The organism is Tepidibacter hydrothermalis, assembly GCF_029542625.1.
Taxonomy (GTDB): Bacteria; Bacillota; Clostridia; order Peptostreptococcales; family Peptostreptococcaceae; genus Tepidibacter_A; species Tepidibacter_A hydrothermalis.
This window is the reverse complement of the sequence record NZ_CP120733.1, coordinates 1,270,380-1,297,374: the sequence shown is the minus strand read 5'-3', so window position 1 is coordinate 1,297,374 and position 26,995 is coordinate 1,270,380. Positions and strand designations below refer to the sequence as shown.

The following is a 26,995-nucleotide window of genomic DNA, read 5'->3' as shown; positions in this document are numbered from 1 at the left end:
TCATATAATTTCGTATAGAATATTAAAGTCCTAAAATACTGGCTTATAGTATTTTAGGACTTTTATTGTTAATCTATTTTTAGTACTGACATAAATGCTTTTTGAGGAACTTCTACAGATCCTATTTGTCTCATTCTCTTCTTACCTTCTTTTTGCTTTTGAAGTAATTTCTTCTTACGAGAAATATCTCCACCGTAACACTTAGCTAAAACGTCTTTTCTAAGCGCTCTTACAGTTTCTCTTGAAATAACCTTATTTCCTACAGAAGCTTGTATTGGAATTACAAATTGATGTCTTGGTATTTCATCCTTTAATTTCTCACACATAACCTTACCTCTATTATATGCTGTACTTTCATGCACTATAAAAGATAGGGCATCTACTTGTTCTTTATTTATAAGTATATCTAATTTAACTAGATTAGATTTTCTATATTCTTTAAACTCATAATCTAAAGATCCATATCCTCTTGTTCTAGATTTTAGAGCATCAAAGAAATCATATATAACCTCGTTCAGTGGCAGTTCATAATGAAGCATAACTCTTCTTGTATCTATATACTCCATATTTTTCATTTCTCCACGTCTTTCTTGTGCAAGTTCCATAACAACTCCTACGTAATCATTAGGAACTATTATATTAGATGTAACAATAGGCTCTTCCATCATTTCTATTTCAGTAACAGGAGGAAGATTCGTTGGATTTTGTATCATTAATACTTCTCCATCATGTTTAGTAACTCTATATATAACAGATGGAGCAGTAGTTATTATGTTAAGATTAAACTCTCTATCTAGTCTTTCTTGCATTATTTCCATATGAAGAAGTCCTAAGAATCCACATCTAAATCCAAATCCTAAAGCCGCTGATGTTTCTGCTTCGAATTCAAGAGCAGCATCATTTACTTGTAATTTTTCAAGTGCATCTCTTATATCTTCATACTTTTCACCTTCTGCTGGATAAATACCACAATAAACCATAGGTGTTGCCTTCTTGTAACCAGGCATATGCTCATCTGTTGGATTTTCATCATCTGTTATAGTATCTCCAACTTGACAGCTTCTTATCTCTTTTATACTAGCAGCAACATAACCTACATCCCCTGCGCATAATTCATCTACAGGTACTTGTCCAGGTGCCATTACTCCAACTTCTGTAACTTCAAAAGTTTTTTTAGTGTTCATCATTCTTATTTTCATACCTTTTTTAAGAGTTCCTTCAAACACTCTTATATATGCCACAACTCCTTTGTAGCTATCATAATATGAATCAAATATTAATGCTTTTAAAGGAGCATCTTTATCACCTGTTGGAGCAGGTATGTTTTTAACTATAGCCTCAAGTACATCTTCTATATTAAGTCCTTCTTTTGCAGATACTAAAGGTGCCTCTGATGCATCAATTCCGATTATATCCTCAATCTCTTCCTTTATTTCATCTGGTCTAGCACTTGGAAGATCTATCTTGTTTATAACGGGTACTATTTCAAGATCTTGATCTATTGCTAAATATACATTAGCAAGAGTTTGCGCTTCAACACCTTGCGCTGCATCAACTACTAAAAGTCCTCCCTCACAAGCTGCAAGACTTCTTGATACTTCATAGTTAAAATCGACATGTCCTGGAGTATCTATTAAATTCAGATAATATTCATTTCCGTCTTTAGCCTTGTACAATAATCTTATATTTTGAAGCTTTATAGTTATTCCTCTTTCTCTCTCTAAGTCCATATTATCCAGGAGCTGATCCTTCATATCTCTTTCGCTAACAAGTCCTGTCTTTTGAATCAGTCTATCTGCTAGAGTAGATTTTCCATGATCTATATGAGCTATTATACTGAAATTACGAGTTCTACTTTGTTTACTCATTACTTTATGTTTCCTCCTCATCTATATTAAAAAATTCGCTTCATGCTAAAGCATGACTTATGCACATATTAAAAATTATATAATTCCATTATAGATTAAAATATGTATATATACTTATTTTAATAAGCAATATAATCTTTATTTTATAATGTAATTATCTATATTTCAATAAATTTTTATTCATTTACTATTTATCTATTTTAAATATCTATTTTTTAATTATAAATACTAATATATAATACCTATTTTTTTAATATAAAGTGAAACTTAATTCAGATAAAGTTTTTACTTTAACTGAATTTTAACTACGTAAGTCTCCTTTTGTATAAACTAAACAAGACTTATCTTATTTTATAAGATAAGCCTTCAACAAATGTATATACTTTCATATAAATAGGTTCATCGTAAATCCCCATAAAAGTTCTAGTTCTATAGTCAACTATATTTATACAATATAAAAATATTATAAAGGTAACCCAAGTAAATATTCTTCTAGTTCTTTTGTTCTTTTTGTTTTTCTTATTTTCTATAGTTCTTTCTAGTCTTCCCATAAAGATCACCTTTTCATATTTTTTAAAGCTTCATCTAGTATCTCTGATAAATATTTAGCAGTATTCAAAGATTCCTGTATAGTATTTGCATTTCCTCCTATCTCTATTAAAGCGTAATTATTTGATAAAAATTGATTAAACCTTCCATATGGCTTTACTATAACTTTTTTTGCAAGCCCTGGATATTTTTTATTACTTATACTCATTATATAGTTAGCAAATTTCTCTACTTCTTTTCGGTTAGGACTTTCAGGTCCCACAACTATAGAAAATCTCGCTACTTTTTCTCCATTTATAGTAGTAGTCTCCTGCTTCCTCACTTTACTTCTCATTTCTTCATTTTTTATATCTATTCCATCTCGATGTATATCAAATATAAATTTTATACTATCGTATTTACTTAATACACCTCTAGCCGTTTTTAACGATCTACTATACGACCCATTAAAAGATGGATAATCATGATACTCTTGATTATGTAAAACACTGTATCCTTTTTTCTCTAAATTCTTTTTTAACTCTTCACCTACAGCTAGTACTGAGTATTTTCTATTTAAAGAATGGTAATTACCTGTTCTTTCTGGTTCATAACTTTCAGTACCATGAGTATGATATATCAAGATTTGAGGTTTCCCATTAACAAGTTCTACTTTTTGGGGTACCTGAGGTTTCGTCTGTTTTTCTTTTTTTACAGCTTTATTATTGGTTGCTATTTGGTTATTGCTCTTTGTACCTTTTTTATCATTAACAGTTATTTTTATGAATTCTTCGCTTTTATGATTTTCAATTTCCTTATCCTCTTTTTTTAACATATTAGCGCCAATCTTGATAATCCCCTTGCTCTTTTTTTCTTCTTTTAGTTCAGGATATGTCTTAGTTATTAGATATTTCAAAAAGTCTTCTTCATTTGAACTAATAGCTTTGCTTGTAATAGAAAAAATAGCCACAAAAGATATACTCAAAATAATACTTAATATTATTGATTTTCTTTTCATTTGTATACCTCCCCTAATTCTTGTCCACTTTAGTAAAAAATATTAAATTCATTTATACATATATATGAGAAAGTATATTAATTTATTCCTGGATGTAGTGATTTATTTAAAGACATGCTAAGTATTATAGATAAATTATCTATTATTTCATCTATATCCTTAGGTGTAACTACTACATTTTGATCAAATGGCTCCAATAATTCTTTAATTAATCTGTATTTTTCTTCTTCTTTTAATTCTTTTAACATGTTATAAAATTGTTTTCCATTTGAACTTTCTTCTATAAGACTATCTATAGTCATATCTATAACATCAGACGTTAAAGTTGCAGCATCAACAACTGTAGGAACTCCAATTGCGATTACAGGAACATTTAGATACTCTTCATTTAAAGATTTTCTTATATTTCCAATTCCAGCTCCTGGAGATATTCCAGCAGTAGATATTTGTATAGTTTTATTAACTCTTTCTAACTTTCTAGAAGCTAAGGCATCTATGGCTACTACTCTATCAGGTTTTATCATATCCACCAGTGCTTTAACCGTCTCACTAGTTTCTATACCTGTTATACCCATAACTCCAGGACTAAGAGCTGCTACTTCACTTAAGTCTTTATCTTCTTCTTTGTTATACGCTTTGAATAGATGTCTAGTAACCAAGGTCTTTGATACAGTTTTTGGACCAAGTGCATCAGATGTTATATTCCAATTTCCAAGACCTATTATCAATGTTTTTTTATTATTTTCCTCTCCAAATAACTTATTTAATTCCTCACTTACACATCCAACAATTGTATTTCTAGATTCTTCATCGTCAAATGTCAAATACTTAGATTCTATAGTAATATAAGTACCTTTTTCTTTTTTCATTATTTCCTTTCCTTTTTCATCCATAATCTCAATTCTAGTGACTGTATAATCTTCATTTTCTTCTTGATCAACTTTAACACCAGGTATTTCAACATCTCTATCTTCACTATACATTTCTCTTGCTTCAATAGCCAAATCTGTTCTTATATTCTTCAAAAGTACACCTCCATAATCTTTAATAAATCGAAACTTAATCAGATGGAGTTTTTACTCTAACTGAATTTTTAAGTTTCGGATAAATATTTACTATAAATATATTTTTTACAATTTTTATTTTTTTATAACTTCATATAAACATATATTATTTAAATTTAAAATAATTGATTAAAGAACTACATTTACAACTATTTTTAAGCAATCCAATCACCATACTTGTTATGATCATGGACGTATTTAAATTTTGACAGGGAATGACATTATAGATCATTGACGATATGAGTCAGCACGTAGTGAGTAGACGAATTTTTTATTCTTAAGGGAACTATATCATTTTTTGTTTTGTGGATAACTTATTGAAAAGCCTATACTTGCAACTATTTTTAAGCAACAGAGTCGTGAGACTTGTTGGCGCCATGAACTATGTGAATTTTGAGAACGGAAACTGTAAGGATCGTTGGCGACATGAGTCACCGCGTTAGCGAGTAGACGAATTTTTTTAAGACAAATTAAACGAATTTATTATATTTTATTCAATTTTTGTCTATTATATTAAAAGTCACCGTTTTAAAATATCATTAATATATATTTATCCTTGATTTTTAGTTTTTTTTCTGATAAAATCTACTTTGTTGATATTTGAAGAACCATTATACATACAAGGGGGTGAACAGATTGGCTAACATTAAATCGGCTAAAAAAAGAATAAACGTTATAGCTAAGAAAACAGCTTTAAATAAAGCTAGAAAATCTCAAGTTAAAACTGCTATAAGAAAATTTGAAGAGTCTTTAGTTGCGGGAAACAAAGAAGAAGCAATAAACAACTTCAGATCTGCTGAGAAGAAAATATACCAAGTAGCTGCAAAAGGAACTATGCATAAGAACGCTGCTGCTAGAAAAGTATCTAAACTAGCTAAAAAGTTAAACACTATAGCAGGTTAATATACTAAGAAAACCCCAGTATCTCTGGGGTTTTTTTTATTATGATCTATGAGTTCGCATAAAGCGAATTTTATATGCAGAATTTAGATATTATAATTTCTAATGCCAGTATATCTTTTTTAAGACCATTCTTTATGCTATGATCAGCTCTCAACAGCTCATTTTGTAATCTTATTATTGTAGAATTATCAAATTTCCTACTTTGTATCAATGCTTTTTTTATAACATATGGATGAATCCCCAAAGATTTTGCTATTATATTTTCTGATTCGCCTTTACTACTTAATGTCTTAGCCTGTATTATTATTTTAAACTGTCTCGAAATCATGCTCAGAACCATCAAAGGAGATTCTCCTTTAACTACCATGTCATTAAATATTTTTATTGCTTCACTACCATTTTTATTTCCTATAAAATCTATCAATTTAAATATATCATTTTCTATTTTTTTAGCAGACAACTGATCTATATCGCTTGTAGAAGCTTTTTTACCTGATCCTACAAATGAAGTTATCTTTATAATTTCATTTTCTACATCACGCAATGTTTTATCTGAGTTCTTATTTTGATAATCTAAATTATTTAAAAAATAATTTAATGTAGCATTATCTATCTGTACATTCTCTTTTTTAAACTTTTTTTGAGCCCATTTTAAAAGTTCATTATTATCTAGTTTATTGCAGTTTAATAAAATCCCATGTTTTCCAAGTTCTTTACTAAACTTCTTTCTCTTATCTATATCAGAGTAACTTGCAAATATTAATATTGCATGATCTGGAGTATTTTTTATATATTTGCAAATTTCTTCTTCATCTTGTTGTGTAAAATTCTTTCTCTTATTAGTCAAAATCTCAAAATTTTTAATAACTATAATCTTTTTATCATCCATAAAAGGAATAGTTTCTAAGCTACTTATAATTTCATCTAAACTAGTTTGACTCCCGTCTATTGTAGAAAAATTAAAATCTATAAAAGCACCATTTAAACTTTCCTTAAATTTTTTTATCAATTTATCTATAAGATAACTTTCTTTTCCATAAAATGTATATATTTTCTCGTATTTATTCACTTTTATATCTTTAATTATATCCCCGTACTTCATTTAATTGCTCCTTTACTGTTTTTCTTTCGTTATATATCATATATGTCATTAAAAGTATATAATAAAGCACAACTAATTTCAAACTAACAGTTTCAAATTCTATATATGAGTATTTTATATCAGATAAATAAAATACAATAGATTTTATATAAAAAATTATAAAACAAACTATTTTAGATATCATCAAATATATAATATTAACTTTAATATAGTAAAAAATAATACCAATAAAAATCAACCCTATAAGAATTCCTACTGTAGGAACTATTAGAACATTACTTATTAGAAATACATTGGATATAATATTGAATTTATAATAAACAACAGGTATAGTCAATATACTTGCAGATAATGTTGTAGATACTAAAGGACATTTTATATACTTATCAATTTTATTATAAAAGTATATTATAGATAAAGTAGCTAAAAAAGATAACTGAACCCCTATATCATATATATTAAATGGATTTATTATACATAAAACAATTCCAACAAGGCAAAGTGCCGATATACCATCGTACTCTCTTTGTATAAATACAGCTAAATATATTATAAAACTAAAAATACAGGCTCTAAACATTGATCCTCTAAAACCCACAATAATGCAATATAATAATATTAATGCACTTATTGTAAAAAACTTCACTACATTATTAATTCTACCTATAATCAACGTCATAATATATATAACTATACCTATATGAAGACCCGATAAAGCTATTATATGGCTGACTCCAGCCCTTGAAAATGCTTCTTTGATATTTATATCTAATTCAGACTTATCACCTAATATTAAAGCATTTATAAACGAGGAATTTTCTCTAAAAATATCTTCTATTACATATTCTAAACTATTTTTTAAATTCTTAATGCAAGAATATATATTATGAGATTTAGATGATTTTATATATTCACAATTTAATATTCCATCTATACCTTTTGATTTCAAGTACATTCCATAATCAAATTCATCTATAACCATATTATATGAACTTTTAAAAATCCCTTTTGCTCTAATATATTCTCCTATATTTATTTTTTGTTCTTTATTAAAATCTCTTATTAAAAAATTTCCAACTTCGTATTCATAATAGTATTCTTTATAAATAGCATCTTTAATAATACCTTCAACTTCTATATACTTACCTTCTATATCGTAGAATTTATCCTTATAGTTTTTTGTATATACAAATGAAATTATAATACTTATAAGCAAAATAAGTACAATAGGCCTTCTCATATATATCATTCCTTTTTATCCAAAAGCTAAGAGTTCTAAGACTCCATCTAAATTAAGTTTCACTTTATATAATAAGTATTTAATATTATAATCAAAGACCTATATAAACAAACAAAAATCCCTGAATTACTTTTTATAATTCCGGGATTTTAAATATATTCGAATTTAATTTTTCAAAACCTTATTTACTTTCATATAGTTAGTTTTCATTATTGCACTAGATACCAAAACTCCTATTATAGTACTAGATACTCCCTGTACTACATTCCAAGGAATAGATTCTAAAGATACTATGAAACTTCCTTTTAATATTCCTCCACCAATATAATATCCAACTACCATAACCACAGACCCTATAATCATTGATGCAGATAGTATAAATTTATTTTTATATTTTTTCACTAAAATTCCTACAACTAACCCTTCCAAACCTTTTATTATCAATGTAAATAATGCCCAATGTGCATAACCACTTAAGAGGTCAGCAAGAGCTGAGCCTATTCCTCCAGCTACCATACCAGCTACAGGTCCAAATAAAGCAGATGTTATGAATATTATACTGTCCCCAATATTTATAAAACCATTAGTTGCAGGTACAGGAATTTGAATTAGCATTGTACCGATACAAACCATACTAGTCATAAGCCCCATGAGAACCAAGTTAGATAATTTTGTATTCTTCATAAAAAGTTTCCCCCCTATAATATTATTTCAACTTCATTATATCAGGGAAAATTTCATATAACAATAATTATTGAACCGATACAATTTTACTTTTTATCACATTTAGAAACACTTTTATAGCCAGAGAACAAGCCACTAGCAGTAAGTCCCGCTATTATTCCATCTAAGATACTCTTTTTCATACCTACACTACTTTCATAAAATACACACAGAACTATTCCTGTAACTAATGATACTAATGGTGCAAACCTTTTAGGAACTCCTGCTGTTTTTATAACTTGAGTTATACCTACTATTAAAGATAGTATTATAGGATTTGAATAACCGTCCATAAAATCCACCTCCTATACTATATTTATTCAAAAACTAAAAAAAGGGCACTCGGCCCTTTATACATATTCATTTATATAGTTAGTTTTTTTATTAAACATTTTTTTCAAATTATCAATATAACTAGTATCTTTCATATCTATATTTCCTAAAAATACAGCTTCATCTACATCTATATAAGAAAAAGCCAATTGACTAAATGTGTTTATATCTATTGAAACATCTTCTTTTTCATCAGTAAATACTATTCCTTTATTATTTATCAAAAATGTCTTGTTGTTTTGATCTATAAATTCATCTTTTACTCTTAATTTTAAATTTATATCTTCCTTTATGTTTAAATCTTTTATAAAGTTTTCAACATTTATTACCCTTCCCATCATAAATGGCTTTATATTCATATCTATTTTTTTAAGTGCTGGAATTATAAGCTTTATTTTGTCATCTATAATAGAGTTAATACTAACTTTTTTAAATTGAGTATTGTGGTTGTATATAAATTTCAATATAGATTTTAAAGCATCTATATTTTTATAAGCAATTTCTCTTACAAACATAGTATCATCCATTTTGAAATATATTATATATCCATCCATTAGTTCCTTATTTTCATGTATATATACATAACCACTTTCCGATTCTATTTCTTTAAATAAATTATCATAGTAATTTTTATCCCTTTTTACGTATCCATTTTTATCTTTCAAAAAACAATCATAAATATTTATAATAAAATCTATATCTTTATTTGAAGCTTTTTTAAAAACACCCTTTGATCTAAAATCTTTTAAAAGTTCCATGTCTATTTCATAATTCATCTGATCATAGCAGTGTTCATATCCAAACCTTCTATACAATCTATAATCTATAGGCATAAGTATAGATACTACTTGCTTTTTATTATAGAGTTCATTAAGCATAGTGCTCATCAAATCTTTCATAGCACCAACACCTCTAGCCTCCGGGAGTGTAGATACACCTACGACATAAGATGTATCATATATATTGTTATTTATTTTTATTTTATATTGATTTAATTGAAGAGATGATATTACGCTACTACCATCTTCAACTACCAATGTGTTTTCGCATTTATATTTATGGTCAAAATAATAATTCATAAACATTTCAGTATCACCAAAACAGTATTCCCACATATTTTTTATTTTCTGTAGGTCTTCCTCCTGTGCAAATCTAATCTTCATATTAAACCTCCAATACAGTATACTTCTCTACAAATTTATGAGGATAATAAGATAACTTAGCTTTTCTTAACCCTGCAACACCTAGATCTTCTTCTCTATTTACAAATTCAACATCTTCAAATTCATTTTCTAAAAATAATTTGTTTATTATAGGATATAATCCTCTTATTTCTGCATTAGCTTTTTCTACATGTATAAGTGCCATATTGTCATTTAAATATTCTCCAAATGTAAATGCTTCTAATTTAGAATCTATATAGATTCCTCCCACTTTCACATCCAGTTTATCATAGTTTTTAAATACCTTCTCAATTGCAATTTTTTCACTTAATATACTTTCATCATCTTCTTTATTTTCAGTCCACTTTTCTAAAAGATTTAAACATTCATCAAAATCTTCCTCATTCAATCTTTTATACTCAAATCTTCCTTCATATTCTTTTAAAAAATAATTAATATGATTTCTTTTCTTTTGATATTTTCTACCCGGAAGATTTCTTAAGCTCTCACCTAAATAAACATAATCGAAATAATCTCTTTCTTCTATATAATCAAATTTTCCCTTGTAATTTTCCTTTAAAAATTCAACAAATTCTCCTGTTGCAGCTCTTAAATGAATCTTTTGATTATTATCTTTGAAATGCTTTACAATGAATTCAAATGCATCTTTTAAATTTTCTTTTTTAGCAAGAGGTATCACCGTGAATTTTTGATCCTCGTACTCACCTATAATCACTATAAAGTTTTTTCCTTTATAGTACATAGTTTTATATAAATTCTGCCACATGAATAAAGTTGTAAAACTATATTCACAAGCTTCATGATTTAAAACGTTTAAATATTCGTCTAGTTCGATTTTAGCTTCTATATCTATTGGTCTAAAAATTTGAATCTACCTCCTTCATACCTTATCCATTCTATCATATATCGTTATATACCCTCAACAGGTATTTATAATCACAAAGTTAAATCCTCTAGCAACTTTTTAATATATTCCCCATTTTCTTATTTGATACACTTATTAATTTTGTAAAATAGCTCAATAATATTAAATGGAGGTGCCTTATGAAAAGAACACTCTTAATAATACTTATTATGTTATCAATCATTCTTTGTGCTTGTACACAAACTAATGAAGAATCTATAAATTGTAGCTTAAGTGATAATTCACTTTCTGTTCACTTTATAGATGTAGCACAAGGAGATAGTACTCTTTTAATTTCTCCAGACAATAAAACTATGTTAATAGATGCGGGAGATAATTCTCACGGAAAAAAAGTAGTTAATTATTTAAATAAGCTTAATATAAAAAAAATAGATATTCTAATAGGAACTCATCCAGATGCAGATCATATAGGAGGTCTTGATTATGTAATAAACCATTTTGATATAGGCTTATTCTGCATGCCTAATAAAGCTCACAATACCAATACATTTAAAGATGTTTTATCAGCAGCTAAAAATAAAAATCTAAAAATCCATAAAACTAAATCAGGAATGAATTTTTCTTTAGGTAAATTTATCAAATGTAATGTTTTAAGTCCTACAAAGAACTATGATAACAATAACCTATGTTCACTAGTTATAAAATCCACTTATAAAAACAAAAGTTTTTTATTTACAGGAGATGCTGAATTTCAAAATGAACAAGATATGATAAAATCAAATTACAATTTAGAATCAGATATTTTAAAAGTAGGACATCATGGAAGCTCCTCTTCAACCAGTGAAAATTTCTTATTAAAGGTAAAACCAGATATTGCAGTGATTTCTTGCAAATGCAACAACAAATACCATCATCCCAGTGAAAAAACATTGGCTCTTTTAAGAAAATATAATATACCTTTATATAGAACCGATAAGCAAGGAGATATAGTTCTCTTTTGTGATGGTTATAAAATTTTTAGTTACAAGAAACCTTTAACTATATATAGGAGATGATTTTAATGAAAGGTATAATAGATAGATTTGAAAATAAACTAGCAGTAGTAGAACTTGAAAATAAATCATTAATAAATATAAACAGATCAAAAATTCCTAAATCAGCAAAAGAAGGAGATGTCATATTAATAAATAAAGATAACATCTCCTTGGATTTAAATGAAACAAATAACCTAAAAAAAGAAATAAATGATTTAATGAACGAACTTTTTATTGATTAACTATATCATTAACTACAACAGATGCTATCACAAGACCTCCTACAGATGGAACAAAAGATGTGCTTCCAGGAGTTTCTCTCTTTGACTCACTAGATATACTAGTAACAGGTTTTATAGGTTTTTCTGTTGAGTATACAACCTTTAGTTTTTTGATATTTCTAATCTTCAATTCTTTTCTCATAACCTTAGCTAAAGGGCACATGTGAGTCTTAGTTATATCTGTAACCTCTATCTTAGTAGGGTCTAACTTATTTCCCATGCCCATAGAACTTATTATTTTTATATCATTTTTATAGCATCTCTCTATTAAATCTATTTTAGACGACACCATATCAATAGCATCTACTACATAGTCATAATCTTTGCTTAACAGTTCATCTGCACTATCTTTGTCATATAATCTTTTATGATCTATAACATTTATATCAGGGTTTATATCAAGTATTCTTTCCTTCATACACTCAACCTTGCCTTTCCCCACAGTACTGTGAAGAGCTGGTAATTGTCTATTTATATTAGTTATATCTATATCATCATGATCTATCATTATTAAAGTTCCTACTCCGGCTCTAGCTAAAGCTTCACATGTGAAACTTCCAACTCCACCTACTCCAAAAACTGCTACTTTTGAATTTTTAAGCTTAGTCATTCCTTCATTTCCTAATAAAAGTTCTGTTCTCATAGAAAAATTTTTTTGCATATTATACCTCCTATTTTTATTTTTAATCTAAAACACCTATATAAATCATATAATATTAACGATATATCATTAAAGGAAGGTGATATTATGGTAAACAAAATAAATAGCTCTAGAATCAACATTATGAAAATCACCAACAAGTCTCCAGTTAATAATATACCCCAAATCGATCCAATAAATAAAATCAACAAACCTACAAATGATACTCTAAGCTCTAATTTTGTATTAAATTCAGACCATTTTTATAGTAAACTACAAAACAAGAAAAAAAACAATATAAAATTCAAAAAAACACCTACAAATATTGCTTACAAAAAACCAAATAAAAAAAATGTTACTTTAACACAAAAAGATAAAGATATAATATTTGCTCTAAGAAATTTTGTAAATAAATACAATGAATCTATACTATATTTTAAAAAATCATCAAAGTATATAAATAATTATCCTATAACTAAAATGTCCAAACTAATATCAACTTATAAAGATACTTTAAGATCAGCAGGAATATATTTAAGTAATGAAAATTATTTGTTGTTTAATGAAGAAATTCTAAAGTCTAATTTAAATTCCAATAAAAAACAAATATACTCGTTGTTTGATCTTGACAATGGATTTATAAAAAAAATATTAGATGAGATAAACGCCCTAAAAAGTATATAATTTCTTTATATAAAGTGAAACTTAATTCAGATGGAGTTTTTATTCCATCTAAATTTCTAGTTACGTGAGTGCCCTTTTGGGTAAACTAATCCAGAAGCTGTAGAATTCTTATCTCTAGCCTTAAGAGGACAGAATTTTAGAATTCTTAGCTTTCGGATAAAAATATTAGAATATGCCCAAGCCATATATTAATAAATATGTAAGGGGTGATTTTTTGAAAAAATTAATATTTATTTTAAGTATTTTAATAGGAATTAACTGTTTTATACTTTTTCCTAAGTGCTATAATAGCTTAATAGATAAAGGTGTAGTGGAAAGTTATTTAAATTCTTCAGAAGATGAACCAAAAAACGAGGTTTTAAGAAAACAAATAATAAAAAATGTGCTAAATGCTACTGGCTATAACAATTGGAATGAATACATAGATTATATAGACCTTAAAATATATAAGTTAGATGTTTTACCTAATGATAAACAAGATATTCTATTTAGTCTAAACTTATCCAAAGACAACGCCTTAATAGCCATATATGAAGATACTATGAATGATAAGTATTTTTACAAAAATAAAATAACAAATCTGTCTCCAGTAAAAAACATATCTTCATTTAAGGATTTTTTAGTAGTAGAACAGTTATTAGATGAACGTTTAGGTGCTTTTTTTATAGATAATTTTGTTGAAGTATTCTATTTTGATAAAAATTCATTTAAAAATACCTTCAAAAAATCTATTTATTACGATGAAATATATAAAGAAATTTGGCTTGATAAAAATGCTCCTAATGATATCTGGAATAAAAATATCCAAAAGTCATCAATAGATTATCTAGATGAGGATATTCCTAAAATACTTGCAATAACTACAAATATTAAATCAAAAGCAAAATCTACTAATACACCAAAAAAAGAAGACTTTAAAGAAATCAGCAAAACTTCCCAGCAAGAGCTATACACCTGGGATAAAAATGAGAAGACTTTTAAATTAACAGAAAAAAAACAATTAAATGAATAAAAAAGACTAAAATGGACCCTTTGTCAAGGACATTATAAAAAAAGGGTTAAGCTGCATTCAAAAGATGATTTCTAAATTGTTTAGGAGTCATCTTTTTTAATCCCCATTGACATCTATAATTATTATAGTAATCCATGTAATTATCAACTTTATTAATTACTTCTTCAAGTGTAGAACATGTTTTGAAATCTACTTCATCCTTCATATGACCAAAGAAGGATTCTTGAGGTGCATTATCCCAGCAGTTACCACGTCTAGACATGGATTGTCCTAGATTATGGCTTTTTAGTAATTTTTGGAATTTAGGGCTTGTATAGTGGACCCCTTGGTCAGAATGGATAAAAGCTTCATCATGTAAATCAGCTTTATGTGTATTAACTAATTTTTTAATTGTAATTGTAGCTATATCTAAAGTAATTCGATCAGATACATGATATGCTAGAATATCGTTACTAGAGCTATCTTTGATAGCTGATAAATATGCCATTTTATTTATCCCGTAAGGGATGTATGTGATATCAGTAAGTAGCACCTTGCCAGGAATACCCTGTTTGAAATTTCTCTGTAGCAGATTAGGTACTACTCTATGTTCTTTTGTCGCTTTGGCTATTCTTCTATACGGATTGGCTTTTCTTATAGGACATACTATACTGTATTTTCGCATAATCCTTTGGATTTTTTTTCTACTGTATATAATACCAAACTCATTTTCTAGTGTCATTTTAATTGATCTAGAACCTTTCTTATAACCTCTATAATTATAAGCCTTTAATATAATATCTCTAGCTTTTAAATCTTCATTCTCCCTTATAGTTCTAGAAGGTGCTGTCTTTAAATAATGATAATAACCTGAACGTGAAACCCCTAAAATTGAGCAGCAATAAGAAACTGTGCCTGAATAATCTTTTTTAGACACAGTCTTTAAAATTAACTCATATACTTCATTATTTGTTAGATTTACGCAGTTGTTTACCAGCCTCCTTTCTGTCACGTCGAGCTTTTTTAGCAATTCTAATTGTTCCTCAAGCAGTTTTATTTTAGCTTCTTGTTTGCTAATAATATCGTCCTTTGAAACTGGAGCATTACTTGGTCTGCCTGAATTCACTCTTCTAGTATCACTTAATCCTATAATTCCATCTTTCTTGTACGCTTTTATCCATCTGGCTGCCGCCTGTTCATAGCGCTTGACACCAAGTATTTCAACGTCAAATCCAGCATCAATGAAAATAGTTCGTGGTGTGCTTCCTCTTAAATACTCCTCAATAAACATTATTTTAAACTCGTCAGAGTATGTTATTGACTTCTCGCTAACGCGCTTTACATAAGGGTTCTTATTTAATCTTTCAATATTGTCTTTTGAAAATGTAATTTTACTCATACTAAAGGCCTCCATATTCAATGATAATTATACACAAAAAAGTACCTATAAACTAGACACTCTTTTTTATGTGTCCAATCTATAGGTACCATTTTAGACCTTTTTATAACAAAAGGTCTTTTTTTGTTTAGTTTATTAAGCTATACATAATAAAAAAATGAACTCATTAACATTATTCTTGAGCTACCTCTTCTCTATCATTATCTAACGTTATTACTTTTGGAGCACACATTTTACCAAAATCTTGTTTTACCCACTTCATAAACGAAAATACTGTGAATAGTATTATAACAAACACAGGTGCTGCTAAAATTACGGAAGCTAACTGAACAACTTTCAATCCTCCAATTACCATCATTACATATCCTACACCACCTAAAAGAATAGCCCAGAATAATCTATGCCATGGCGCTGGTTGTTCATTAGGAAGAAGTTCATCCGTAGCCATTGATGCAAGTGTATAAGCCGCTCCTTGAAAAGTTGTAGCTTGATATATAAATCCTATAACCATAAATAATGGTATTAGAACTTTAGATAACGGTAAAGATTTTAATAAAGTAACTACCAAATAACCTCCACCTTGCTCATTTAACACCTTAATCATATCTAAACCTTGATTAAAATGAAGATCTATACTGTAACCCCCTAAAGTCAAATAGAAAAAGGCAGTACCAACAGTTGGCCATATAACAGCACCAATAATCATTTCTTTTAATGTACGACCTTTAGAAACTCTAGCAATAAACAATCCCATATAAACTGCATATACACCCCACCAAGCCCAGTAAAAAACAGTCCAACTTTGAGGCCAACTTGACTTAGAAATAGAATCAGTGTAAGTACTCAGTCTTATGAAATTTTGAAACATTAATCCAACGCTTTCACCAAAATATGATAATAAAAATGCTGTTGGTCCAACTATAAGTATAAAGATTAATAACCCTATTGCTCCTATTGTATTAATATCAGATAACTTTTTAATTCCTTTTTCTAATCCTAGATAAGCAGTAGTACCAAACATTACAGTCCAAATTATAATAACTAAAGTATCTAACCATAACCCCTGCTGAATACCAAACACTTCATTAAAGCAAGCTGACATTAATGGAACAACCACTCCTAAAGAGGTTCCAATCCCCCCTACTAAACCAACTAAAATTATTATATCTATTATTTTTCCAACTATGCCTTTTGAGTATTTTCCTAAAACACCTTCACAAGCAACACTAGCTTTAAGATGAGGAGACTTACGTACATGATAAGCATAAGCTATACCAACTGCAGGTAAGCAGTATAGCGCCCATGCACTAAATCCCCAATGGAATATACCATAGGTAATAGCATATTTAGCAGCCTCAGCAGAATTTGGTTCAATCCCAAAAGGTGGCCCAATCAAATAAAACACCGGTTCAACACAAGCCCAATACATAAGAGCCATACCCGACCCCGAAGTAATCATTATACCAATCCAGCTAATTGTAGAAAACTCAGGCTTTTCATCAGATCTACCTAATTTTATATTTCCATACCTTCCAAATGCTATCCACATAAGCCATCCAAAACCTAGAAGAACTACCCATTCAAAGAATGAGTCTAACTTATGCGTAATAAAATCAAGCACCCTACCAATTGTCTGTCTCCCTGCTTCAGGATTAATTACAAGCATAATTAATACACTTACAATAATTATTATAGAGGGCCAGAATATTTTAGGATCAAGTTTAGGTTTTCTCATTTTAAACCTCCTTTTGAATTATATTAAAATCAATTCTCTGCTCCTATCTAAAACAAACTCTTTTTATATAATTTTTTAAATCTTTATCAGTCTGTAAATCTATTACTGATTCTGGACATTTTTTTAATATCTCTTTATATTTTCTATTTGCTGCTATCACTACATCTTCTTTACCTTTTTCTTCCCATTCATTATAAGAGTTCCAATCCGATACTAAAGGAGTCCATAAACTTCTAAACTTTTTAAATGTACTCGGATGAGTAATATATGATCCTTCATGACCAACCTCTTTAATAACATCTATAGATAACGATTTTTCTGATGTATCCATTCCCTCCATAAATCTAAGAACTCTGCTCATCATCTCTACATCAAGAATAAATTTTTCATATGAAGTTGTCATTATAGAATCAATAACACCTAAACATTCATTAATCAATTGAGTACCCGATGTCATTAATCCAAAAACATTTTGCATAGTTTCATATCCAGCTTGACAATCAACAACTTTTGAATCAGTAAGACCAGCCATTGATCTACTAGGCAAATTGTATACTTCATGAGCAAGTTGCATGCAAGCAATATTAATAATATTTGCTTCAGGTGTACCAGTTATATAACTAGCTTTTTTCATATTTGCAACCGTAGAAGCTGGTGAATAAACAAATGGTGTACCAGGATTAATTAATTGTGTTAAAACCATCCCGGCTAGTATTTCAGCATTTTGAAGCACTGCTGTTCCCATTAATGATATTGGTCCAGATACGCCAGCTAATGCACAAGTAAGTATAAAAATTGGTTGACCTTTTCTCGCATATTCTAAGATAGTCGTACATCCTCTATCATCAAATTTTAACGGACTTAAAGGATTAACACTTACTCCAATAGTAGGATGATCTAAAAGATAATCTTTTTTTCCAATCACAATTTCCACCATATCAAACATTTGATTAATTTCCTCTTTAGTACCTGTAAAACCTATTAATGGTTTATTAGTATGTTTTAATAATTGATACATAACCTGAAGATGTTTACCATTATTGTCAATATCACTCGGATCAACAGGAATAGCTCCAATAATATCTACAACATCAAATGCTTGACATAATTTATATAAATTTATAAGATCCTCCATTGTACCAAGTCTTTTTCCATTATCTAAGTCCTGAATATATATAGGTCCATTATTAGGTGAAATATGTGTTCTTTTCTGCCCTTCTCCCATAATAATTGAATTGGATTCATCAACTCCCCACCACTTAAAAGAACTTGGAGCTGTTTTTAAAGCATCATCAAGCATTTTTCTAGAAATATAAACAATTTCACCTTCAACTTTTGCTCCATGTTTTTTAAATATTTCTCTAACTTCTAATGATACAAATTTAATTCCAGTTTCCTCAAGAATTTTAACTGTGGCCTCATGAATTCTATCTAGGTCACCTTTTTTAAGTATTCTTAAATTAGAAGCTAAGTTCATTTTAAATTCCCCCTTTAAAAATATATTCACTAAATTATTAAAGCAAACCATGTGCCAATTTTGAATTTTCGCAAAATAAAAGAGGTTAAATAACCTCTTTCTTTAAAAACACTGATATTTTATCCTTTTTAATTTTCTATAAAACTCTTTATCTATAAAAATACTTAAATAAAAACTATTAATTTTAACTTAGAAGTCAAAATATACTTATGTTAAATCAATTTTGACTTTACTACTTTCCATAATCTTGTTTAATATATTTCATAAATGAAATTATGTATAAAATAAAAATAAATACTATAGGAAGTGCTACAATTACAGAAGACAGCTGTACAACTTTCAATCCTCCTACAACCATTAATGCAATTGCTACAAATCCTAAAACCAGTGCCCAAAACAGTCTATGCCACTTTGCAGGTTCCTGAAAATCATTAGTTCTTTTAGTACAAATTGTAGCCAGGGTATAAGCAGAAGAATCAAGAGTAGTTGCCTGAAAAATAAGACTTACAATAATAAATAACGGCATAATCACTTTGCTTAAAGGCAAAGAATCAAGCATTGAAACAATCACAGCATTAGGACCTTGTTCAGATATAATTTTTACCAAAGGCATAACCCCATGAATATCTAAATGTACAGCATATCCTCCAAAAACTGTAAAAAACACAAAGCACCCTAAACTCCCCCATACAACCTCAGCAATAATTAATTCTCTTACCGTTCTGCCTTTAGATATTCTAGCTACAAAAAGTCCCATATATACAGAATAGGCAAACCACCATGCCCAATAAAATACAGTCCAATTTTGTGGAAAACCAGATTCCATAATTGAATCAGTATATAAGCTCATTCTAAAAAAATTCTGACACAAAATACCTAAACTATTAGTAAAATTTGATAAAATAAATCTTGTAGGTCCTACAATAAGAATAAATATTAGTAATAGTATTGCTGATATTATATTTATATTGCTAAGTTTCTTTATCCCTTTCTCTATTCCTAAATAAGCACTTGTTCCAAATAAAACCGTCCAAATTGCAATAATTACTATCTTGAGCCATATAGACTGTGGTATATTAAACATTTTACCTACTACTGCCGATATCATTGGAACGTTCACCCCTAAAGTCGTACCAACACCACCAACTAACCCAAACATAATTATAATATCTATAATCTTTCCTAACCATCCATTAACACGATCACCTAAAACTCCATGGCAAACTACACTAGGCCTAAGTACTTGTTGTTTCCTTACATGTAAAGAATATGTAATTGCAAGGGCAGGAATTGTATATATACTCCACGCACTAAATCCCCAATGAAACATACCATAAGTAATTGCCCATTCAGCAGCTTTCTTAGTATTAGGTTCAATTCCAAATGGAGGTCCACTTATATAATAAATAGGTTCAACCATAGCCCAATAAATTAAAGCGGAACCTATACCAGCACAAAATAACATGGCTATCCAACTAAAAGTGGAGAACTCTGGTTTTTCATTAACTTGACCAAATTTTATATTACCATAAGGTCCTAATACCAACCATGTCAGCCAAACCATTGCAGAAAATACTACTATTAAAAATAACCAATCAAATGTATGAGTAATAAATGATAACACTGAATCTATTGCTTTCATTGAATCTGGTAGCATCATCAACAAAACAGTAGTACCAATGATTACCACTAATGAAGGCCAAAATATTTTATTATCAATTTTTGAATTGTCCACTTAAAACCTCCTTTAAAAATATTCAAGTCTAATTTGACTCAACCATTTTAAACTTAATCACTTTTTTTAATGTATTTACGAATTAACCTAGATGCTTTACTTTGACTAATATCCAGTACTTTAGCAACTTTATAGGAACTTCCCAACTGATTATATGATTTTAAAACTAATTCTTTTTCAATTTGCTCAACAGCAAAATCTAAAGGAATAAGGTCAGAAAAACTTACATTATCTTTATCACAGGATTTTTTATTAAAAATTTCAGGTAAATGATGAGTGTCAATTAATGAATCTTGAACAGTTATTACCAACCTTTCGATTGTATGCTCAAGCTCTCGAATATTTCCAGGCCAAGAATACTGAATTAACATATCTATACATTCCGGAGAAAACATACGAGAAACTTTATATTTTTTATTAAATCTTTTAAGAAAGAAATGAATAAGTGGGACAATATCTTCAATTCTTTCTCTTAAAGGAATCATATTAAGTTCAATTACATTGAGCCTATAATAAAGATCTTCTCTAAATTTTCCTCTTTTCACCATTTTCCCTAGGTCACGATTTGTAGCTGCTATGATTCTGCAGTCTATTTTTTTAACTTCTCTACCTCCAACAGGAATAAATCTTCTCTCCTGTATCACTTCTAGAAGTTTTGCTTGAAGTCTAAGAGGAATTTCAGCTATTTCATCTAAAAATAATGTTCCATCATCCGCCAGTTCTATAAGCCCTATTTTACCTTTTTTATCAGCTCCAGTGAATGCCCCTGAAACATATCCAAATAATTCAGACTCTATAAGTTGTTCAGGAATAGCAGCACAATTTATTGTTATAAAAGACCCTTCTTTTCGATTACTCATTTTATGTATATTTCTTGCCATAACACTTTTTCCTGTTCCAGATTCTCCTAAAATTAAAATATTCGAATCTACTAAAGCACCTCTGTAAGCAAGTTCTATTAAATTTCTCATTTCCTTACTATTAGCAACCAAATCTGTAACCATTATTTCTTTCTTTCTAAGCTCTTTCACTTCTTCTTTGTATCTTAATAACAACTGTTTTGTTTGGTCTAAATCTTTCTTAATTTCCTCTATTTGAGTCATATCTCTACTATTTTGTACTATCATTTCAAGATTTCCTTCATTATCGAATACAGGTGTAGCTGTAACAACTAACCTAGTACCTATATTTGTCTTTTGTTCTAAAGTGACCTGTTTCTTATCTCTTAGAACTATCGGTGTGATTGGAGGAAAGCAAAATCCTTCCTCTGTTAACTGCCATGGATTTTTGCCAATCACTTCATAAGGCTTTAAAGTATAATTTCTTTCACATGCCTCATTAACATAAATAGCATTTCCATCACCATCAGTTACAAAAATTTCATCATATGAATTATCTAATATTTTTTTTAAAGTCTTCCTATCTAGTTTTTTTTTATATTCTTTTTCAAATGTATCTTTACTCATTCCATCCCCCCCCTAAGCCCCTAAACTTACTTTCTAATAATTTTTTATATATTTATATGTGTCATATATATTTTATGCATTAGTTTATTACAAATTAACTATTTTTTAAATTTAAAATCAATCATAGTGAATACTAAAAAATACAAGGTATAAATTACTAAAAATGTAGGGTTGAAGTATTAGTTAGAATTGATTACAGATATTAAAAAAGAGGTATTTTTGCGAATAAAAAAAACGGCTACAAGCTAAATAGCTGTAACCGTTGTTTTTTTCATTAACGGAAATATTTAGAGTTGAAAGTCTGTGAAATCATACTTTTACTTAAACATAATTAAGTCTTTATATATACTAAACAAACTTTTTTTAACTTGTTTCTCACCAAACAACTTCCATCTTAAATAATCATCAAACCATATAATGAGTGGACAAAATAAAAAATACCATATAACCACAAATGTAAGACATATTTGACCGTGTAAATTAAATGGCATATTTGAGTAATCCCATATTCCTAATCCCAATTTAATATTTACTAGCACCCCTGTAAAATACTCAAATATAACTATTACAGTTGTTATTATAACTGACTGTTTCCATATTTTAAGTTTAGGTGAATATTCATTTATCAACCCTCCTATTAAAAAACACAAGCCACCAAGTATAAACATGCTACAATGGCTTGTTCCATCATACAATATTTCTACCGAGTAATATATGCTTCCACCTATTAAAAATAAAATCAACCTCTTAAGTAGCACCATAGTATCCCCCCAAGATATTATTTCTTAGTTGCTTTATTTTAATTTCGGTTCCATCTTCTAAATAATATGTTATTGTTAGTACCAATATCACAATCATTTGATGATTTATATAAAATGGTGCTTAATAAAAAATCAAAAATAAAAAATGGTTCCAACATAATTATGTTGGAACCATTTCTTATTACTTATAATTGGCGGGAATATGTAGGAATCGAACCTACCCAGGAAGCTCTTAACTCCCCGAACTGGTTTTGAAGACCAGAGGCAACACCAGCCACCATCTACTCCCATGTTATGCCTTTCCCTTGGCACATTTATATAATAACATGGATACTGTATTTTTGCAAGTATTTTTTGTCATTTTTGCTTACATTTTGACGGTTGTGATTAAAAACATTAATAAAGCTAGATAGAAATATAATATATTTCTATACTAGCTTTGCTAATATTTATATGCAAGATTATTTAATTTTCTTATATAGTATGTCCTAAAATAAAAATAAAATTCTATTTATTTTTTTAATAGCATATATTCCCATACTATTTAATCTTTGACTTGTTTCTTATAAGTTCAACCAGTGGATTTTTATCTGCCATGTAAATAGGAGCGGTTCCGTAATCTCCTTTTATTCCAAATGCCATCATTGGAGTATACTCATCAGCAGTAACAAATATAGAGTCAAATTCATATGTTATTGGATTTCCTTCAATATCAGGATACATTATCTTCATAGTCTTAGGGTATACCAACTCAATACCTGCATCTTTACCTTTTTTTATATCTTTAATGTGTTTATTTAAGTCATCTACTCTTAGTGGATTAGCCTCATCTGCAAGGCTAGTTCTGAAGCTTTCCATCAACTTCATATACATAATATCATCTTGACCATAAGTCTTTTTTTCTTCAGAATATACATTAATTTTCTCAGGTTCTAAGAAAGACCCTGTTGGTATAGATTTTCCAAAATGTTCTTTAAGTCTATCGAACAAGAAGTTTGGCTCATCTACTTTTATGTTAAGTATCTTTGAATCTTTACTTAAAATATAAATTCCAGCCATAGGCTCTATCCCTTCCTCAAAATAAACTGGATAATAGTAAACTTCTGTTAAGCCACTTCTATTTTTAGCTATTACAGATGGTTTTCCTGTATCAAACTTTTTTTGAAAATCATCAACTTCATCTCCTGTGAATCCAACAATTTCATCTGCAGTCATATTCTTGTCAACACGTATTCCACTTTTTCTATTGTAAAAGTTCACTATATATTCAGTATTTCTATAAAAGTCACTAACAGTTCCATCAAATCCATCTATTTTAATATCTAGAATTTTACCAGTAGAATCTTTATAAATATAAAGAGCTCTACTCATCTTTGATGATTTTATTGGATATACTAATTCCCCAACCATGTCCATAAGGTTCTGCTCTAGAGTAGCACCCTTTGTATCAAAGTAATATGTAGATACATATGGTTTATAATCCTTTAAAGCATCTCCACCATCACTCCCTAACATTTTATCTTTGTTATTATAAATGCTTTTTGCAACCTCTTCAGTTATCTGTTTTTTATTCATATCATCAACTATAGTGTTATTATTATCTGAAAACCCACTGTTTTGTGCATCTGCATTAGGATCACTTGCAAAACTACATCCAATAAGTAGCATTACTAGTATTCCATTAATAATAGCCAATTTTGATTTTTTCTTATATCTTCCTATCAATATTATCCTCCTCCTAAGTTCTTTTTTACTCTCTGCTATTCCAACAGATATTGGATACCTCTCTACTGATAATTTTTCAAGAACATGTAAAAGTGCTCTTCCATACTCAGCTCGTTCATTTTTTTCTATATTTTTTAACACCATATAGTCACACGCTGGTTCCATATCATTTTTCATTTTTTGAAAGGCTAGTATTAATATAGGATTAAACCAATACACCCACTGATACAAAAGAACAACTACCTTTACAACGATATCATTTCTTTTAAAATGAGCTAATTCGTGAAGTATAATCATTCTAAGTTTGTTTTCATCCATATTCCTAAGACTTTCAGGTATGAATATTACAGGCCTTAATACTCCAAATATGCACGGCACACCAAATTCATTTGAAAATACCAATTTCACTTCTTTCTTAATTTTCAACTTTCCCCTACATTCATTCAACATTTCTTCAAGTTCAAAATTTCCATATTCTATTTCCTTTTTTGCCATATTAACAGATGAGTACATCCTCAATACAGATATAAATGCATAAACAGAAAATCCAAATATCCATAAAATAAACATCCAATTCTCTAAAATATCAAAACTATTTTTACTAGTATTAATAACCTGAGTTTCCTCAACTCCACCTTGGCTTTTTTCTTGCAAATTGCTATCTTTCTCCTCAAATAATACACTATTTGCTTTTTCATCTTTTATACTCTCAATAAACATTTTTTCAGCATTTAACACATTGGATACATTATGAGTAGAGTCTATAAGATTATATGCACTTATATTTGTTTGAGGGAGTCTTGGAATACTCAATACAAAAAATATCATTATCCAGATTATGTAATGCTGTGACGGAGTTAATATATTCCCCAAAATCTTTTTAGCTACTAAAATAACTCCCACTAGTACAGAAGCTTTTAACGACATAATAGCAATTAAAGTAATAAAACTATTCATCTTTGAGTTCCTTTTCTAGAATCCCTTTTAATTCTTTAAGATCATCTTTTGATACATTTTCATCGTGTACAAAATTTGCAAACATTGCACTAAGTGATCCACTATAAAGTTTTTTTAAAAAGTTAGTGCCTTCATACTTTCTGTATTCCGTTTCACTTACAATAGAATGATAAAAATATGCCTTTCCCTTTTTTTCATATCCTATAGCACCTTTTTTTAAAAGCCTATTTACCATGGTTCTTATAGTGTTTTCATTCCAGCATTCAGTATCCACAAGTTCAACAATCTCACTAGCTTTAAGAGGCTCATTTTTCCATATAATTTTCATAATTTCATACTCTGCATCTGAAATTTTAGGTATTTGTTTCATAAAGTCACCCTTTCTATTACAATTGTAATTACATCTATATATTACAGTTGTAATTACAAAAAGTCAATAGATTAAATAAAAAATTCGTCTAGCTGCTATAATTTCCTATAAAATAAAGAAGACTGTTGGCACAGCTCTGCCAACAGTCTAAATATATTTTTATTATATTTAATTATATTTTTAAATTTTCTTGAACGGATTATTATCAATAGCAGTTACAAATAAATAAGGATATTTCTTTTTTAAATGTCTCATATAATATACCCATTCAATTAATATGTATTTATATACCCTTTTAATATCAATTTCCATATGATCTATATCATCTTTAGATAGAGTAGATATATCTCTACTTATAAGCTCCTGCTCTAGATGTAATATAGAATTCAATAATTCTGTAAAAGTTTCATGCTCAATTAAATTAGGGTTTTCTAAAAGCCTCATTGTAAAATCTTTTTTACTTACAAGAAAAGACTTTACCTTTTCAAGATCAACATCTTCTATTTTTATAGAATATTTATGATTATTTATAAGTTTTGTAGCCTTATTAAAATCAGAATCTGACCAACTATTTGTAATAATCAACTCATCTTTTATATCCCCTACATTTTCATCATTACTTGCACAAAACTTCAATATTTCTGTTCCAGCCTCAGTAAAAAATACTCCTATAATTATATTTAGTTTTTGAATGAGATGTTGTTTCTCTCTTTTTTCAATAACTCTATCAATAATCATTGTTACAACAAGAACTTCTATAGGTATAAATGCTAAATCTTCTAAGAAAAATAAAAACATATGGTGAAGATCATGAAATATAACATAATTTATATAATACAATACAGCTGATAATATCAGTAACATACTTCCTAGTTTAATCTGCCATTTCATTTTTTTCATATACTCCAACCT

General features: G+C 28.6%; 25 protein-coding genes and 1 tRNA gene. 5 read left to right on the top strand and 21 right to left on the bottom strand.

Translation table 11 applies throughout. The features are described 5' to 3' along the window. Positions 1–68: 68 nt before the first annotated feature. The 4 genes from lepA to gpr all read right to left on the bottom strand — a co-directional run bounded on the left by lepA (position 69) and on the right by gpr (position 4,439). A complete protein-coding gene (lepA, locus tag P4S50_RS05710) occupies positions 69–1,868 on the bottom strand; it encodes a translation elongation factor 4 (RefSeq protein ID WP_277733657.1) in 1,800 nt (599 codons plus the stop codon). Positions 1,869–2,209: 341 nt separating this feature from the next. Beyond that, positions 2,210–2,419, bottom strand: a complete 210-nt coding sequence (locus tag P4S50_RS05705) for a hypothetical protein (RefSeq protein WP_277733656.1) — start codon at positions 2,417–2,419, stop codon at positions 2,210–2,212. 5 nt (positions 2,420–2,424) lie between these two features. Next, complete coding sequence (gene spoIIP / locus P4S50_RS05700) at positions 2,425–3,414, bottom strand: stage II sporulation protein P (protein ID WP_277733654.1); 990 nt, start codon at positions 3,412–3,414, stop codon at positions 2,425–2,427. 77 nt (positions 3,415–3,491) lie between these two features. Next, on the bottom strand, positions 3,492–4,439 hold the full coding sequence (gene gpr / locus P4S50_RS05695; protein ID WP_277733653.1) for a GPR endopeptidase: 948 nt from the start codon (positions 4,437–4,439) through the stop codon (positions 3,492–3,494). Positions 4,440–5,114: 675 nt separating this feature from the next. Between gpr and rpsT the strand changes: the two genes are divergently transcribed. Further along, a complete protein-coding gene (rpsT, locus tag P4S50_RS05690; RefSeq protein WP_248478001.1) occupies positions 5,115–5,381 on the top strand; it encodes a 30S ribosomal protein S20 in 267 nt (88 codons plus the stop codon). Between the two features lie 70 nt (positions 5,382–5,451). Here rpsT and holA read toward each other — a convergent pair whose 3' ends face one another. The 6 genes from holA to P4S50_RS05660 form a co-directional block, all read right to left on the bottom strand. Then, positions 5,452–6,483: a DNA polymerase III subunit delta gene (holA, locus tag P4S50_RS05685; RefSeq protein WP_277733652.1), complete on the bottom strand. Its 1,032-nt coding sequence runs from the start codon at positions 6,481–6,483 to the stop codon at positions 5,452–5,454. Continuing rightward, positions 6,461–7,723, bottom strand: coding sequence for a ComEC/Rec2 family competence protein (locus P4S50_RS05680; RefSeq protein WP_277733651.1), 1,263 nt, complete (start codon positions 7,721–7,723; stop codon positions 6,461–6,463). The genes holA and P4S50_RS05680 overlap by 23 nt, the downstream gene beginning before the upstream one ends. A 165-nt stretch (positions 7,724–7,888) precedes the next feature. Then, positions 7,889–8,407, bottom strand: coding sequence for an ECF transporter S component (locus P4S50_RS05675; RefSeq protein ID WP_277733650.1), 519 nt, complete (start codon positions 8,405–8,407; stop codon positions 7,889–7,891). Positions 8,408–8,493: 86 nt separating this feature from the next. Then, positions 8,494–8,739 (bottom strand): hypothetical protein, encoded by a 246-nt coding sequence (locus tag P4S50_RS05670; RefSeq protein ID WP_277733649.1) that lies wholly within the window; start codon positions 8,737–8,739, stop codon positions 8,494–8,496. 57 nt (positions 8,740–8,796) lie between these two features. Then, the gene (locus P4S50_RS05665) at positions 8,797–9,942 is read right to left on the bottom strand and encodes a GNAT family N-acetyltransferase (protein WP_277733648.1); all 1,146 of its coding nucleotides are present in this window, start codon (positions 9,940–9,942) and stop codon (positions 8,797–8,799) included. Position 9,943: 1 nt separating this feature from the next. Then, positions 9,944–10,834 (bottom strand): DUF2156 domain-containing protein, encoded by an 891-nt coding sequence (locus tag P4S50_RS05660; protein WP_416390149.1) that lies wholly within the window; start codon positions 10,832–10,834, stop codon positions 9,944–9,946. A 173-nt stretch (positions 10,835–11,007) separates the two neighbouring features. Between P4S50_RS05660 and P4S50_RS05655 the strand changes: the two genes are divergently transcribed. Beyond that, positions 11,008–11,883 carry a ComEC/Rec2 family competence protein gene (locus tag P4S50_RS05655; RefSeq protein WP_277733647.1) on the top strand — a complete coding sequence of 292 codons (876 nt, stop codon included), beginning with the start codon at positions 11,008–11,010 and terminating at the stop codon, positions 11,881–11,883. A 5-nt stretch (positions 11,884–11,888) separates the two neighbouring features. Further along, complete coding sequence (locus tag P4S50_RS05650; protein WP_277733645.1) at positions 11,889–12,104, top strand: DUF3006 domain-containing protein; 216 nt, start codon at positions 11,889–11,891, stop codon at positions 12,102–12,104. Here the strand turns inward: P4S50_RS05650 and P4S50_RS05645 are convergent. Further along, positions 12,094–12,804, bottom strand: coding sequence for a tRNA threonylcarbamoyladenosine dehydratase (locus P4S50_RS05645; protein WP_277733643.1), 711 nt, complete (start codon positions 12,802–12,804; stop codon positions 12,094–12,096). The genes P4S50_RS05650 and P4S50_RS05645 overlap by 11 nt on opposite strands. An 87-nt stretch (positions 12,805–12,891) precedes the next feature. Here P4S50_RS05645 and P4S50_RS05640 point away from each other — a divergent pair, with 87 nt between their 5' ends. Next, entirely contained in the window at positions 12,892–13,467 is a 576-nt protein-coding gene (locus P4S50_RS05640; protein ID WP_277733641.1) for a hypothetical protein, read from the top strand. A 214-nt stretch (positions 13,468–13,681) separates the two neighbouring features. Continuing rightward, on the top strand, positions 13,682–14,479 hold the full coding sequence (locus P4S50_RS05635) for a hypothetical protein (RefSeq protein WP_277733639.1): 798 nt from the start codon (positions 13,682–13,684) through the stop codon (positions 14,477–14,479). A 46-nt stretch (positions 14,480–14,525) separates the two neighbouring features. On the opposite strand, the gene P4S50_RS05630 is transcribed toward P4S50_RS05635, so the two are convergent. The 10 genes from P4S50_RS05630 to P4S50_RS05585 form a co-directional block, all read right to left on the bottom strand. Then, positions 14,526–15,857, bottom strand: coding sequence for an IS3 family transposase (locus P4S50_RS05630; protein ID WP_277730718.1), 1,332 nt, complete (start codon positions 15,855–15,857; stop codon positions 14,526–14,528). A 172-nt stretch (positions 15,858–16,029) separates the two neighbouring features. Then, positions 16,030–17,592: a BCCT family transporter gene (locus P4S50_RS05625; RefSeq protein WP_277733638.1), complete on the bottom strand. Its 1,563-nt coding sequence runs from the start codon at positions 17,590–17,592 to the stop codon at positions 16,030–16,032. 43 nt (positions 17,593–17,635) lie between these two features. Further along, positions 17,636–19,069 (bottom strand): trimethylamine methyltransferase family protein, encoded by a 1,434-nt coding sequence (locus P4S50_RS05620; RefSeq protein ID WP_277733637.1) that lies wholly within the window; start codon positions 19,067–19,069, stop codon positions 17,636–17,638. A 232-nt stretch (positions 19,070–19,301) separates the two neighbouring features. After that, positions 19,302–20,804, bottom strand: coding sequence for a BCCT family transporter (locus P4S50_RS05615; protein ID WP_277733636.1), 1,503 nt, complete (start codon positions 20,802–20,804; stop codon positions 19,302–19,304). 53 nt (positions 20,805–20,857) lie between these two features. Then, a complete protein-coding gene (locus P4S50_RS05610) occupies positions 20,858–22,270 on the bottom strand; it encodes a sigma-54 interaction domain-containing protein (protein ID WP_277733635.1) in 1,413 nt (470 codons plus the stop codon). 317 nt (positions 22,271–22,587) lie between these two features. After that, positions 22,588–23,031, bottom strand: a complete 444-nt coding sequence (locus tag P4S50_RS05605; RefSeq protein ID WP_277733634.1) for a putative ABC transporter permease — start codon at positions 23,029–23,031, stop codon at positions 22,588–22,590. Positions 23,032–23,223: 192 nt separating this feature from the next. Then, positions 23,224–23,320 (bottom strand) — tRNA-Sec (locus P4S50_RS05600). Positions 23,321–23,571: 251 nt separating this feature from the next. Next, positions 23,572–25,713 (bottom strand): M56 family metallopeptidase, encoded by a 2,142-nt coding sequence (locus P4S50_RS05595; RefSeq protein WP_277733633.1) that lies wholly within the window; start codon positions 25,711–25,713, stop codon positions 23,572–23,574. Beyond that, positions 25,706–26,083: a BlaI/MecI/CopY family transcriptional regulator gene (locus P4S50_RS05590; RefSeq protein WP_277733631.1), complete on the bottom strand. Its 378-nt coding sequence runs from the start codon at positions 26,081–26,083 to the stop codon at positions 25,706–25,708. The genes P4S50_RS05595 and P4S50_RS05590 overlap by 8 nt, the downstream gene beginning before the upstream one ends. 180 nt (positions 26,084–26,263) lie before the next feature. Continuing rightward, positions 26,264–26,983: a hypothetical protein gene (locus P4S50_RS05585; RefSeq protein WP_277733630.1), complete on the bottom strand. Its 720-nt coding sequence runs from the start codon at positions 26,981–26,983 to the stop codon at positions 26,264–26,266. Positions 26,984–26,995 lie beyond the last annotated feature (12 nt).